At 37.5% G+C, this 14,486-nt stretch carries 9 protein-coding genes; 3 read left to right on the top strand and 6 right to left on the bottom strand.

Going from position 1 to position 14,486, the window contains the following annotated elements; all coding sequences use genetic code 11:
• Positions 1-101: 101 nt before the first annotated feature.
• The 3 genes from WQ54_RS11360 to WQ54_RS11350 form a co-directional block, all read right to left on the bottom strand.
• Positions 102-620, bottom strand: coding sequence for a GNAT family N-acetyltransferase (locus WQ54_RS11360; RefSeq protein WP_046516466.1), 519 nt, complete (start codon positions 618-620; stop codon positions 102-104).
• Positions 621-1,030: 410 nt separating this feature from the next.
• The gene (hfq, locus tag WQ54_RS11355; RefSeq protein ID WP_231597508.1) at positions 1,031-1,216 is read right to left on the bottom strand and encodes an RNA chaperone Hfq; all 186 of its coding nucleotides are present in this window, start codon (positions 1,214-1,216) and stop codon (positions 1,031-1,033) included.
• Positions 1,217-1,240: 24 nt separating this feature from the next.
• On the bottom strand, positions 1,241-1,495 hold the full coding sequence (locus WQ54_RS11350) for a hypothetical protein (RefSeq protein WP_046516459.1): 255 nt from the start codon (positions 1,493-1,495) through the stop codon (positions 1,241-1,243).
• 406 nt (positions 1,496-1,901) lie between these two features.
• On the opposite strand from WQ54_RS11350, the gene WQ54_RS11345 reads away from it, so the two are divergent.
• Positions 1,902-2,099, top strand: a complete 198-nt coding sequence (locus WQ54_RS11345) for an alpha/beta-type small acid-soluble spore protein (RefSeq protein ID WP_046516458.1) — start codon at positions 1,902-1,904, stop codon at positions 2,097-2,099.
• Positions 2,100-2,368: 269 nt separating this feature from the next.
• On the opposite strand, the gene WQ54_RS11340 is transcribed toward WQ54_RS11345, so the two are convergent.
• Positions 2,369-3,244 carry a DMT family transporter gene (locus WQ54_RS11340; protein ID WP_269431563.1) on the bottom strand — a complete coding sequence of 292 codons (876 nt, stop codon included), beginning with the start codon at positions 3,242-3,244 and terminating at the stop codon, positions 2,369-2,371.
• A gap of 348 nt (positions 3,245-3,592) precedes the next feature.
• Between WQ54_RS11340 and WQ54_RS11335 the strand changes: the two genes are divergently transcribed.
• Both WQ54_RS11335 and WQ54_RS11330 read left to right on the top strand, forming a co-directional pair.
• A complete protein-coding gene (locus WQ54_RS11335) occupies positions 3,593-4,495 on the top strand; it encodes a LysR family transcriptional regulator (protein ID WP_046516452.1) in 903 nt (300 codons plus the stop codon).
• 32 nt (positions 4,496-4,527) lie between these two features.
• Positions 4,528-5,226, top strand: coding sequence for a diphthine--ammonia ligase (locus WQ54_RS11330; RefSeq protein WP_046516450.1), 699 nt, complete (start codon positions 4,528-4,530; stop codon positions 5,224-5,226).
• Positions 5,227-5,463: 237 nt separating this feature from the next.
• On the opposite strand, the gene WQ54_RS31890 is transcribed toward WQ54_RS11330, so the two are convergent.
• Both WQ54_RS31890 and WQ54_RS11320 read right to left on the bottom strand, forming a co-directional pair.
• Positions 5,464-9,279 carry a family 43 glycosylhydrolase gene (locus WQ54_RS31890; protein WP_052737760.1) on the bottom strand — a complete coding sequence of 1,272 codons (3,816 nt, stop codon included), beginning with the start codon at positions 9,277-9,279 and terminating at the stop codon, positions 5,464-5,466.
• Positions 9,280-9,436: 157 nt separating this feature from the next.
• Positions 9,437-13,969: a family 43 glycosylhydrolase gene (locus WQ54_RS11320; RefSeq protein ID WP_052737759.1), complete on the bottom strand. Its 4,533-nt coding sequence runs from the start codon at positions 13,967-13,969 to the stop codon at positions 9,437-9,439.
• Between the last annotated feature and the right edge of the window lie 517 nt (positions 13,970-14,486).

The following is a 14,486-nucleotide window of genomic DNA, read 5'->3' as shown; positions in this document are numbered from 1 at the left end:
TCCATACTGTTAAATTAAATTCTTTTTATAAGCATTTTTATAATGCACCCTATTCTTGCATAACGAAAATTAAAGCGACATACGTATTTCTTTGTTAACTCTTACTCAATGCATAATTCTGAAAGATCCTTCCAGCCATACGCAACATCCTCTACTGTGGTTCCTCCAAACATACTAGTCCTATTAGTATATTCTTTTCCTCCCATACGTTCATAAAAACCAAGTCCAGATTTATTTTGTTTCATTACCCAAACCATCATTGAATAAATACCTTTTTCTATTAAATGCTTGGCAGTAGCTGAAACCAGCAGCCTTCCTATACCTAATCCTCTGGCTTCCTTTAAGAGATACAATGAATATAATTCTCCATCAAAATTTTCCTCATCGATTCTTTGACCTGATGCAAAACCGATCATTTTTCCGTCATCATTAATTGCAATGAAAATAAATGGTTCACTTTCATTATTTAAAAAAGCAATCCACTTTGTTTCTGCCTCTTCGTACGATAATGTGTCCAAATATTCATCAGGTACTAGACCACGATAAGTATTCTTCCAACTATCAACATAAACTCTTGAAACTACCTTTATATCCTCTTTACTTGCTTTCCTTATTTCCAAGTTAAGTGCCTCCAGTACAAAACATTTAAATACTATTATAACCATTCATGCTTTAACCCCAAGTAAACTTAACGAATGATATTCTATAATCTGGCAAGTTTGCTGAAAAAGAAAAAAATTATCCTGTATGTCACAGGATCTTTGTTCAATCTTTTTTATATTATCGAATTTCATTTCAAAGATATATGTATACTTTGTTTCCTTAAAATAGAGCTAACAAGATGTTCATCATCATAGTTTCAATCATTTACCACAAAAATAGAATCATATCATTCTGCAGTTAAAAGAATTAAGGAAAGTAACTTCATTTCTCGCATGTTTTATTCTCAGTCACCCTAATAGAAAGTTGACACTTACTTTTTATTTATCTTTCAAAACATTGGTGTAGACCTCTGGTCGTTAATGGTGTATTATCTAACAATTGTAGAGATTGCGTGTTTAAAAATCATCTGCTGGTTTCCATTTGATTTAAAAACGATTGAAAATTTATCATGACCCTCAATTGTTCCTTTCATACGGAAACCATTTACTAAGATAAGCTCAATTTCTTTTTTACTGTTCATGATTTCATCTAATATCTTTGTTTGTAATTCCATTACATTTCTGCCCATTTTTTAAAATTAGCTATTTTTTATGGCATTTAATATTTTCGTCCTTAACTCCTCTGTTTTATTTTCACTGATTAAAGCCTTCTCAATATTCGCCCAACCGATAACGTAACGGACATCTTCAGCTTTCTTAAATAATTCTTCATTCTTTAAATATAACTGTTTAAACCATTCTGTCGCTTTTAGTGATTCAATGTTCTGATTAATCCTTTGTTCATTTGGCATTCCACGAATAAACATAGCATTAGTAAATATTTCAGTAAGCATCTCTTTCCCCACAAACTCAAAGTTGTTAATCTAATTATAGCAGAATATCCAAATTTTGTTAGAAAACTATTCTGCCTCGTTAGCATAATAAAAAAGCGAACCTCCATTATCGAAGCATCGCACCGGTTTTAATCAATTTTCTATAACGCTGTTATTCAAGAAAATGACACGATTTTAAAGTATAACTAGGATGGTTTTTATATAGTCCAAAGAGAATTTATCTCTTCAGAAAAATGATGTTATATACGAAGTACTTCTTTTTATGATCCTCCCTTTATACTATTATTCAATATTTCGCTTTTTGCAATTTCCATTATTTACATGTATATTTTTTCTTTAATACTTCAAACTACCATTAAGCAAGCTTGCATAATCTAATTCTTACAAACTTTAAGGAGATGATTTTATGGCACGTAATAATAACAGCAATCAATTAGTTGTTCCAGGTGCTAAACAAGCTATTGAACAAATGAAGTATGAAATTGCATCAGAGTTTGGTGTTAACCTTGGTGCTGAAACATCTTCACGAGCTAATGGATCAGTTGGTGGAGAAATTACGAAACGACTAGTTGCTATGGCTCAACAATCAATGGGTCGTTTCTAATGATTTAATACGTATTTAGGAGGAGAAGAAACTTCTCCTCCATGTCTTTTCAGATAAACTACTATTCCTCAACTTAAATTATTCCATTAACATAATTTGAGTTACATACTCTTACGAGACATTGAACCTGTCATTCTACCATTAAACGAGATAAATGATCGGAATAAGATAATTGATTTAGTCGTTTTTTTGAGATATGGCCATCATTAGAATCAATACCAATTCCTGATACTACATTAGTAACGTCAGGTAGCATCGGGATTACCCGTCTATATTCCTTTATTCACAACATTTGATTTGACCTTACGAGTTTTATGAGTACTTTTACTATTTACAATCCATATTCCAACCAGTACAAGTGATATCCCTGCTAATGTAGCTGTTTTTAAGTTTTCATCCAAAAATATAAAGCCGGAAATGACACCCACGATGGGGACAAGTAATAAAGAAATCGATGCTTTGCTTGCCTCTGTACGTTTCAGAATATGATTCCACAATACAAAAGCCAAGGCAGAAGCAACAACTCCAGAAAACAGAATATATACGGCCGGCATGAATCCCCAATCCGCTTCACCATGCTCAAATGAAAGAGTATATACCAATAATCCCACCGCTCCAATCGTCATTTGCCAAGTAGTAAATTGAATGGTATCACAATGCTTTAATTTTAGTTTAAAAAGCAAGTTAGCTACAGCCCAAGAAATAGCGGAGCTTAATGCTAGTAACACAGTCCAAATGGATCCTTCCAAATGGATGTTCATTGCAAGAAATAAACCAGCTATACCTAGTATAATTCCAAACGACTTCCTTGCTGTTAACCTTTCACCAGGAATCCATCTATGTGCCATTATTGATAAAAAAAGCGGCATACTGTAGGTCAAAACAGATGTAAGACCTGCACTAATATAGTTAAGTGATATTTGAATAGCGATATTAAAATAAGTTGTTTGGAGCAGTCCGCATAAAACCAGCCACTTGACATCCGATTTATTTGGCAGTGGTATTTTTCTCATCAAACACACTCCCAGGAGTACGAAGGATCCGGTTAAAAATCGCAATGCAGCAAACTCCCCAGGAGGAAAAACACCATTTCCTAATTTCATAATAACAAAATTAAAACCCCAAATCAGACATAAAACGGCCATCGCAGCATTCATACGAATACCCTCTCCCTTAAATACATTTTTAGAAGTATGAAGATCATTTAACAAAGGATTGTCTTCACAATCTCATTTAGTGTGTTAGAAACATAGATCTTCGTTCAATTAAATTTCTAAAATGTTAGACGTGTCGGTTCTTCTATTTGTTCTCGAATTTCACTGACAGCTAACATTTGAAGAACAACATATGGATTTTCACGCATAGTCGATTTGTTTTCATCTTGACATCCTCATTCCTTTATAAAAAACTTTACAATGGGAATTAATTAGTGTCTAATATATAAAAATCACACTTTTAAGTCGTAAAACGACTTAATTGGAAGGAGTAGTACCGTGGAGCTGCGCCAGCTTAAATATTTTACTGTTGTGGCAGAGGAGTTGCATTTTGGCCGAGCTGCGATGCGTTTACAGATGACACAGCCACCTTTAAGCCAACAGATTTTACAACTTGAAAGTGAACTTGGCGTAAAGCTGTTTGAGAGATCAAAAAGGCATGTAGAGCTAACAAATGCGGGAAAAATTTTCTTGCATGAAGTTCGCCAGGTCCTAACCAAATTAGAGGTGGCTAAGGCTTCAGCTCTTAAGGCACAAAATGGCATGGTTGGACGGTTAGTGGTAGGATTTGTTGGATCTGCAACATTTGATATTCTTCCTATCATTGTTCGGGGGTTTCAGGAACAGTTTCCATTTGTAGATTTGATTCTTCACGAGATGCCTACACCAATGCAAGTTGAGGCATTTCATCATAAGGAAATTGACATTGGCTTTGTAAGACCTCCTCTTTTTGATCCGCTTTTATCACTCTTGTCAGTTTATCAAGAGACATGTATCGCTGTCGTACCGAAATCGCATCCAATTGCGCAACTGGCTTCAATATCGTTGGCTGATCTGAGCACCGAACAATTTATTTTGGTGGAGAGGGAAATTTGGCCGAGTTGGTACGATGATATCATCTCTAAATGTCACGATGCTGGCTTCAGCCCAAACATACGGCAAGGCGTGAAAGAAATACAGACGGTTATAGGGTTGGTTGCCTCAGGACTGGGTATTAGTATCGTACCAAGATCAACGTCGAATTTTCATATGCGGGATGTGACATATGTAAATATAGAGCAAGAAGCCCCACGCGTAGAAATGAGTCTTGCCTGGCGGACGGATGAAGATTCAATTTTGGTTAAACAATTTCTTAATACTGCCACACAACTCATTAAGTGCAGGAAGAATAGCAACGGTTAAACCAACATTTAGGATTAAAGGGGAAAGATCAAATGGAAGATTTTACAGAATGGAAAAATGGTGCTAACGGGCATAAATTCATCACTTCTTTTAGCGGAGGAAAGGATAGTATCTTAGCTCTATATAAAGCAGCGAAGGTTGGGGAAGCGGTTGGACTGATCGTTATGCTAGAAGAAAGAGGGAAACGTTCGAGATCCCACGGAATGCCTCCGGAGCTTATACGTGCCCAAGCTAACTCTATAGGTTTGCCGATATATGCTGCGGCTGCAAGTTGGACAGATTATGAGAAAGTATTTATGAACCTTTTAAAAACAGCAAAAAAACATGGAGCAGAAGTGTTAGTAACTGGAGACTTGGATATGCCTGCTCATGGCTGCTGGCATGACAAAATTACGAAAAAGGCTGGCTTAAAACTTGGCATGCCTTTATGGGAAATGGATCATCGTGAAGCTGTCGAAGAGTTCATCAATCTAGGATTTGTAACGATGATTGTAACTGTTAATTTATCATTAGGAATGCGGGAAGACGATTTAGGGCGAATGTTAACCCATAAGTACGTGAAGGAGCTTGTAGACCGGGGTATTGACCCCTGTGGAGAAGGTGGAGAGTTCCATACTACTGTAATTGATGGGCCGATCTTTAAGTATCCAATTCCCGTTCGTAAATGTGAAATGATTAAGGACGGAGAGTATGCTTTTTTGCCTTTGGAGCTAGATCAGAAAGCAGAATAAGAGAAAAAGCATAAGCTAAAAAAGACTGTTCGATGCTAGAACTCCAACAATAACCAGGTTCCCTTCAACGAGATCAGCGATTCTTGGTAAATGACTCACCATATCTCGCTGCCAAGCATCAAGGATGGGTTATTTTTTGTCTTTAAAAGATTTTCAATAAATAATAGGTTTCTTTTCATGAAAAAGTTCAGGGGCCAACCCCTGAACTTTTTCTATTGTGTACCTGTTTCCTTCCCTTCAATGATTATTTTTTAAGGAATCAGCCAAAGATCCTAATAATTTGCTGTTTCGTTCGCTAATGGTTTTCCCGCTTTGAGCGTTTAGCTGATTCTTGTAAGCATTTAATTGTCCATTCAGTGCTTCTGTATTTTCTTTAACTGCTGATGCTTTTGCTGCTTGCAGCTTTTTCGTCAATGAATCCGCCACACCCTGTTTCGTCACAAAGGCTTCTGTTAATCGGCTTAAACTATCAAAATCGACCGTTACGGTAAATTGGAATTCTACATTCGCGGTATTACCTGCTTTATCGGTTGCTGAAGCAGTAAATGTATGGACTCCTACCTCAAAGCTATAGGCTGATCCTTCCACTTTTGGGCATTTCTCAGAAGCTATTCCTGACAGCTTATCTACTATATAGCACCTAATATTAATGGTCGAATCGATCGAATAGGAATCTTGATGACCTATCAATTGGATGACAGGAGCGGTTGTATCAAGAATAATCTTTTGCTGGTATGTTTCACTGACATTTCCGGCTTGATCGATAAATTCAAGAAATACGTTCTTTTCTCCATCACCAGATGGTAAGGTCCATTCTTTTGTGGTTGTGTATGGTTCCCAATCTGTCCATTCTTTTGCGTCAGTTGAATAGCGAACTTGTTTAACTCCGCTGCTGTCATCTGTCGCTTCAAGGAATAAGGTAACAGCCCTCTCATTTGTATACTCAGCGCCAGAATTAATGGTAAAGTGACCTACTGGGCTTTCCGTGTCTTTTGATTCTGATTCTCCTACAATGATCACAGCAGTCACCGTTCTATTTTCAGGAAGAATCTCTCTTTCTGGAATCATATCGAGAACAGGTGTCCCGTCCGCTGCCCAGTGGACGATTCTTGCTGATATATTTCGGTGACCGCCGCCAGCAGGCATCGTGTGATATACATTAACCAAGTTTCCGTCTTCATCTAACGCATATGAATTATGCCCTGGTCCATATTCTCCAGATACAGACTCAGAATTGAGGATAGGATAATTGTTTTTTGTCCATGACGCAGGGTCTAATAAATCACTATTTTCATTTGCAGACAATAGACCTAGACAATAAGTAGTGTCTACTCCTGAAGCTGAATAGGTGAGATGTATTTGATCTCCATGCTTCAATATAAATGATCCTTCTACTACTTCTGTTGTCAGACGTTCCCATCCATAATTCGGTTTATTTATGACAATAGGATCTGTCGTTAACTTCCAAGGTTCATCAGGATTAATTTTCGCAATGAGAAGAGTCGAAATTTCATCTGGCGTTCCTGCTGGTCCTCCATAATTGTAAATGACATAGTGTTCATTTTTATGCTCGAAATAGGTCATATCATAAGTAAGTCCTGAATCGGCAAGGAATCCCCCATCTTTTTTGAGTACCCGTTTTGGTGTTTCCCAGTCTGTTGGAGTGGCTGGGTTCCCGCCATCCTTTAACTTCATGACATAAGATTGAACAGTATACCAATGCGGACTGCCCCCAGCACAGAATACATATAAATCGCCATTAATGTTATGGAATTCAGGTGCCCATAGAGAACCAGATAACTCTCCCGACGTGTTATGGTTGAATATTGTGTTAACTGGTGAATCTTTTAAGCCTAGTATGGTGTCAGCTTCCCGAACATCTAAAGAGGTAAAGCCGCTTTCATTAGTAGCGATTAAATAGTATTTACCGTTATACTTAATGACACCTGGATCTGCATATCCTCTTATCATCTCTTTTGGATAAGTTGTTTGTTTTACTGTTCCGCTAACTGTATAAGTACCCGCCTCACTAAAATCAATTTGGTTAAATTCATCCTCATTCCAATTGACTGCTTTATCTGCTGTTGATCCATCGCTATAAGAAGCTGTTACTTTCCTATTTTTAAGATCATCAAACGTAAATTCTTGATTGTTCTCTACATTTATCTCAATATTAGAAACATTCGTATTGGTTACCTTAGCTAACTTTTTTGTCATTACTTCAGCTTCAGCCTTTGTAACCACAATGCGATTACCAGGAATTGAATTGGCGATATTTGCAAATACCTCATCTACTATAATTTTAGCTCCCTCTTTTGGTTGACTGACAGTTTTAAAATCTTGAGTTGTATTGTAGTAGCTCTTTCCATTGGACGTTTTCCATTCAATGCGATACTCATCTGAAGAAGGGTCATATTCAGCTATTGGCTTAACGACTGTTTCATTTGTGTTTAGTGATCGTAAACCTATTTCTTTATATGAAATTAAGTCTTCTGATTTAAATAGTAAAATAGATGACTTTTCAGCCTGGCTTTGCGAACCATCCTTATTAAGTCTAGTAGCAATGACACCAAAGGTTCCGTCCTTCATTCTAAAAATGTAGGGATTTACTAATTTTTTTGTTACCCCTTCTTTTTTGTCACCGGCATTAAAATCCGCATTTGCGAATAATACACCCGTGTTATTATTTAGAGCCATATAGTTCTCTCCATCTTTACTGTAACCCATGTGCATAGCATCTGTTATAACACTGCCGCCAGCACGATGATAGCTTAGTATATAGGATGCAGAGGCTTCCATGACTTTCACATGATATTCTTTAGTTGTTTGTTGTTCTTTATAGGAAATTGTTGCCGTTAATGAGACTTCCTTCATGCCTTCTGCAGATGAATGAATGGTTCCATTATTGCCTACAACCGATGGATCGCTGCTTTCCCAGGAAATAGACGCCACGCCGCTGGCAGCAGGCAGCTTATCATCCTTTGTTAGTACATATGGAATATATAATTTATTTGCAATTGTTTCAGTAACCTTCTTAAGCGATACAACTGTTATAGTGAAATCTTTTGTAGCTTTGTAACCATTTAATTCAAGTGTCGCCGTTAATGTAGCTGTTTGTTCCTCATCACTAAATGTAACGATACCAGTATTTGAGAGGATCTTTTCATTACTGGACTTCCAAGAGATGGTTGAACCATTGCTTCCTGTTGCGGGTAAGATTATATTGCCTGCTACTGAAGATATATCGCCTAATGTAAGTTTTTTCTGGTCTTGTTGCAGGGAAAACTTGCTGACAGATTCCTCATATACATGATGTATATCTGTATCGTCTAACGCTTCACTATAAATACGCAGATCTTGAAAGGAACCTGCAAACGTATGGTCATTTAAATAGTTGGATCGCCCGATATAAGCATTTAATCCAGTACCAAAATTACTTGTTTTTCTCGTTTTATTGACAGTGCCTATCTTCTCTCCATTAATGTATCCGATGACAGATGTAGGGGTGATAACGGTCGTATAGTGGGTCCATTTTCCATGTTTACCTGTTGTGTTGGTTGATGTAACCCCAATTTCCGTACTCCAGGGAGCACTGCTGTTAGCTGAATTAGTAAAGACAGATTTAAAGTTGCCGCTTGGATTGGTTGGATTGAATAACCAATAATTTTCGGGGACTTTATTTGCGTTTGCTGGTGTTCCGAAAAACAATGCTGAATAATTGCCGCTGCCTGTGTTACTTTTTAGCCAAGTTGAAATTGTTACACTGTCCTGTTGATCAAATAATCCATCTGGTAACTTAACGTAATTGGTATTGCTATTCATTCCGCCTGGTAATGTTAAACCGTCAGTAAAAGTAATATCTCCAACAGCAACTCCATGCTTTCCATTCCCTGAAACATCATTCACATCTTCTATTAAAGGGTAATGTGCCAAAAGGGAAGCATCAGGTTCTGTAGTAGATTCTTCTTCTGCAAAGATAACTTGCTGAGAAAACAGACTGCTCCATAGCATGATAGCTACCAAGGCTATTCGATTTATATTTTTGAAAAACACTCATTTTTTCCTCCCTCAAAGCCTTATACGTTTATTAAACATTTTCATTTCACTTTTTAATGACAAGTAAAAAGGGAAGTACATTTCATAAATATCTATACTTCCCTTTTATTTACATACATGGACCTAGCTATGTTAACCTTTTCTATCAAGCTCTCTACTCATTATTTTTTAGAAAATCAGCTAAAGATCCTAATAGATTGCTATCTTGTTCAGAAATTACTTTCCCGCTCTGAGCACGGAGCTGGTGTTTGTAAGCATTTATTTGACCATTTAATGCCTCATTCTCCCCTTTGGTTGCTGATGCTTTTGCTGCTTGCAGCTTTTTCGTCAATGAATCCGCCACACCCTGTTTCGTCACAAAGGCTTCTGTTAATCGGCTTAAACTATCAAAATCGACCGTTACGGTAAATTGGAATTCTACATTCGCGGTATTACCTGCTTTATCGGTTGCTGAAGCAGTAAATGTATGGGCTCCTACCTCAAAGCTATAGGCTGGACCTTCCACTTCTGGGCATTCCTTAGAAGCTATTCCTGACAGTTCTTCAACTATATTGCACGTAATATTAATGGTCGAATCGATCGAATAGGAATCTTGATGACCTGCCAATTGGATGTCAGGAGCGGTTGTATCAAGAATAATCTTTTGCTGGTATGTTTCACTGACATTTCCGGCTTGATCGTTAAATTCAACAAATATGGTCTTCTCTCCATCACCAGCTGGTAAGATCCATTCTTTTGTGGTTGTGTATGGTTCCCAATCTGTCCATTCTTTTGCGTCAGCTGAATAGCGAACTTGTTGAACTCCGCTGCTGTTATCTGTCGCTTCAAGGGATAAGGTAACAGCCCTCTCATTTGTAAACTCTGCACCTGAATTAATGGTAAATTGACCTACTGGACTTTCTGTATCGCCTTTTTCAATATATATTGGTTCAGTTATACCCTTTAATGTTGGTTTTACTTTTTTGATCGTGCCGTCTTCATTAAATTCCATCTTATCAATGACTACTTCACGATTAAAACCGTTACCATCAGGAATGGCGTGTCGGGCATAAACAATATAATAATCATCAGTATTCGGTATATTTAATATAGAGTGATGACCAGGTCCTTTGATTCCAAGGCTTAAATCTTTACTAAGAATAACGCCTTTCTTTGTCCAAGGCCCCATTGGTGAGGACCCTGTTGCATACGCAACCTGATAGTTCTCACTGCCTGTATCATCTTCTGACCACATTAAGTAATACATTCCGTTTCGCTTAAATACAACTGGAGCCTCTCTAAAGTTCGCAGGTGTCATATTCACTGGATTTTGAGCAAATGAAACCATATCATCGTTTAGCTTTGCACCAAATAAATTTCCATTGCCCCAATAGAAGTAATACTGTCCATCATCATCCTTAAATACATACGGGTCTATCGCTTGGCCAGGATATTCCCCGCTTGGCACTAATGGTTTACCTAAAGAATCTTTAAACGGTCCTGTTGGCGATGCAGATGTTGCGACACCTATGTTGGCGTCTGCTGAGAAATAGTAGTAATACGTACCGTCCCTTTCGGTAATAGTTGGTGCCCAGGCACGGTTATCTGCCCAAGTGACATCATTTGTTGCAAGATCCAGAATAACTCCTTCATCCTTCCAGTTAATTAAATCCTTCGAAGAAAACGCTTTAAATTGCGAGCCAGACCAACCATCAAATCCATCTGTAGTAGGATAAATATAAAAGGTATCCCCAAAGACAGCAATTTGCGGGTCTGCATAAAGCCCTGGCAATGTACCTGAGGGATACATTGCTAATTTCACCGTCCATTCCTGTTTGTTTCCATCCTTGTCTGTCACTGTATACGTAACAGGATTTGTAAAATCCTGTACTGCACCAGATGCTGGACTTACGGTTGAACCAGGTAAAAGAGTAATCGTTGGTGTTACATTTGTTACATCTGTTTCTTGGCCCTCTTTCACATAAATGGTAATAGTCTTAGATTTCGTATCAATTTCGGCTTGACCTTTTTGACCAGGAATTTCGAAATTAGCAATCTCAGTTGGTTCGAAACTCATTTCGAGAATTTCAGCTTCTGTAAGAGCACGGTTATAAACCTTAACATTGTCAAAATATCCTTTAAAGTATTGATCTCCTGAATAGAAGGATTTTCCTAAGAATGCTGATAAATCTGCCCCTAAGTCCTTCATTGCTACTGTTACATTGTTATTTTCAGCTACAAGAATACCATTCTTATACATTTTCATACTTGAAGGTGTCATCACAAGTTTGATATTCATCCACTTGCTTTTAATAGAAGGTGTATTCGTTTTGACCTCTTGCTCGCTGGACCAGCTGTTTACCGTAATGGCATTCCTAATTTCAGTATCACGTGTTCGTAAGAACATATATTTTTGGTTATTCTTCCCTACTGTAAAGGTAAAGAAATTTCCTGAGACGGTTTCCGCTTTTATATCCATGGAAATGGACACAGTATCTCTTCCATCAAAAAAACCATTTGGAAAAGCAGCAAATGTATTCGCTGTTCCATCGAGATATAACACCTTAGAGTTCATTTCCTCATCTGTCATAAATGTTGCATTTCCATTTAATGTACCAGTATTGTTGTTACCTGAGTTATCCTGAATAGTCTTGTCGGTTGCGGCTTCTTCAAAGTTATACTCTAGTACAGGTTCTTCCTGTTCCTCTTCATCTGGAGCTTCGACGACTTTATTCCATTTCGCCATGAGAGCTTCATACTCTTCTTGTGTGATAGGTAAGACAGATCCATGTCTCTTTTTGTTAGAGTCTAAGGAATAGTCTGAAGTGGTTAATTTAGTAAATTCACCACTTGATAGATCTGTCGTTAATAAGGGAAGATATCCTTTTCCTGTAGCATACTGATCAACCATTAAGTTCCACTCTTCTCGATCATTAAATTTAAAAATTAATGGGCCTTCAACATCATGTCCTGTTAATCCAGTCGAAGCTTCAATGGTTCCCACCTTTGACCATGTGCCAAGGATTTGATCGCTTTTTTCTATTGTGATCTGTCCATCTCCTGAGTAGCGGTAATACATATCCTGATCTTCGATAATCGTTGTATCAATAATATGAGTATCACCAGGACGGTCAATAAGCACTTTTGGTTCTGTAAAGGTATGGAAGTCTCTTGTCTTTGCATAGTAAATATCATGCGGACCAAAATTACCCTCAGTATCAGAAACCCTTGAAGCCCAAAATACGACATATTCTCCTGTCTTTTCATCATAAAATGCTTCTGGCGCCCATGCGTCTCCAGCGTTTGATGGAGCCACTTCCACCATTCTTGGTTCAGACCAGTTTACTAGATCAGCAGATTCCCAAATTATAAGGGATTTACTTCCGGCCGTTTGTGCTGCACCCCAGCCTTTTCCATTGGCAATACGTAAGTCTGTCGCAAGAATATAGAATTTATCCCCCTCTGCTGAGCGTAAAAGAAACGGGTCACGCACTCCCTTTTCACCTAGAGTAGATGTTAATACTGGATTACTGTCATTTAAATCAGTCCAGTTTAATCCGTCTTTACTACTGGCAAAATAAAGTTGTTCTCCGATATCATGTTCGCCTGTAAAGTGGGTCATTAAATAAGAGGTGTACTCATTATTTTCCGGCTTTGCCTTAACTGTAAGCGGTATAGTCTTTGTCTCAGTTATTTTCCCGTAAGAAATCGTGGCTGTTACATTTACTTTTGTATCTGTATCCTGTCTTGTTACGACCCCTGCAGGAACATCATCATAATTTTCATTTACTTTACCATTTACGCTGACAACCTCTGGTTTGTCAGATTCCCAAGTGATTGAAGCCCCTTTTTCGCTCGTCGTTGGTAACGTAATGTTGCCGCGGATGTCATCCGCATTTGGAATTTCCAATTTCTCTTTCGCTAGTTCTACAATTTCCTCATCTGTTAATGTTGCTTTTTTCTTTACTTCTTCTGCAGATAATGTATAGTTATACACTTTAAAATCAGCTAGCTTCCCAGTAAATGATGCATCTGGTTCATACAGTGATTTTCCAATAAACCCAATGGAATTAGCTGCAGAATCCACACCATCTTTTAAAATATCCATTACTGAGTAGGTGTGCGGCAGTGTTCCTGCTGGTTCTCCGTTAAGATAAAGAGAGATTTCCCCTTGTTTAAACGTTGCAGTAAAGGTGGTATATTCCCCTGATTGGATGGTTGCATTTTGGAAGAGAAGCTCCTTATCAGCATTCTTAATACCAAATCTAACCGTTCCATTCCCTTGCTTTGGGTTTAAAAAGATATAATTATTCACATTAGGCCAAACACCTGTCTTGTTCCCAAAACTGTAAAGCCAATGTGCAGCACTGGTGCTTGTAGAAAATGTTGTTTCAATCGTGAAAGTTTCATCATCGATAAGCCCAACTGGCAATTTTACATATTTGGACTTATCCCCAGTGAAGTTTAAGATCGTGTCACCTTGTTCATTTTGAAAGTCTCCATCTTTAAATCCAACATACTCAGCATCAAAGCCGTTGTTTGTTACATCAGTTAACTTCCCATCTGCATTTGACATATCATAGTGTGCGATCAATCCTTCTTCCACAGTTGAAATCTCCTCCGCTTGAATCTTTGGGATGGGGATTAGTGAAGTTAACATAACAGTTGTCATAAATAGTGATAAAAACTTTTTATTTTTACCCTTCACAGTACTTTACCTCCCTTGATTTGTTAGGTCTTAATAATAAATTTACCGCTTCGCATTTTAACGCCTTCAATTTAAAGTCATCACCTCCGCCACATTTAGAAACATTACTAAGCCTTAATGATCGTAAATCCCCCCTTTCAAGTAATTAATCATGGGACCCAGATTAAGAATAGATGGAGTTGTTGCAGACCAATATTTTTCATTATTTATTCGATTGTGTGATTGAGAAAAAGTTTTGTGTATCTAGTAGAAAGTTGAAAAGAATCTAAAGAAGTAGACATAACGATAAGATATTCGCTTGCAGGGAATTTCTTTTATAAGGAAGAGGGATAAAGATTTACTAACTGATAAACATAACCCTTTTCCCTTTTAAATTATAAAGCGTTTACATACTTGAGGTTAATGGAGTAACTTTCGAAAAAATTGTAAATTCATTTTGATCATTCTGCTCTATTGGTTTGGAAAACTTCAAAATTTTTCACTAAATTGGAGTATTTTTTGAAGATTAAAAGAAAGG

Source organism: Bacillus sp. SA1-12 (genome assembly GCF_000981385.1).
GTDB lineage: Bacteria > Bacillota > Bacilli > Bacillales > Bacillaceae > Metabacillus.
The sequence above is the reverse complement of the archived record's forward strand: the minus strand, read 5'-3'. Positions and strand labels throughout refer to the sequence as shown.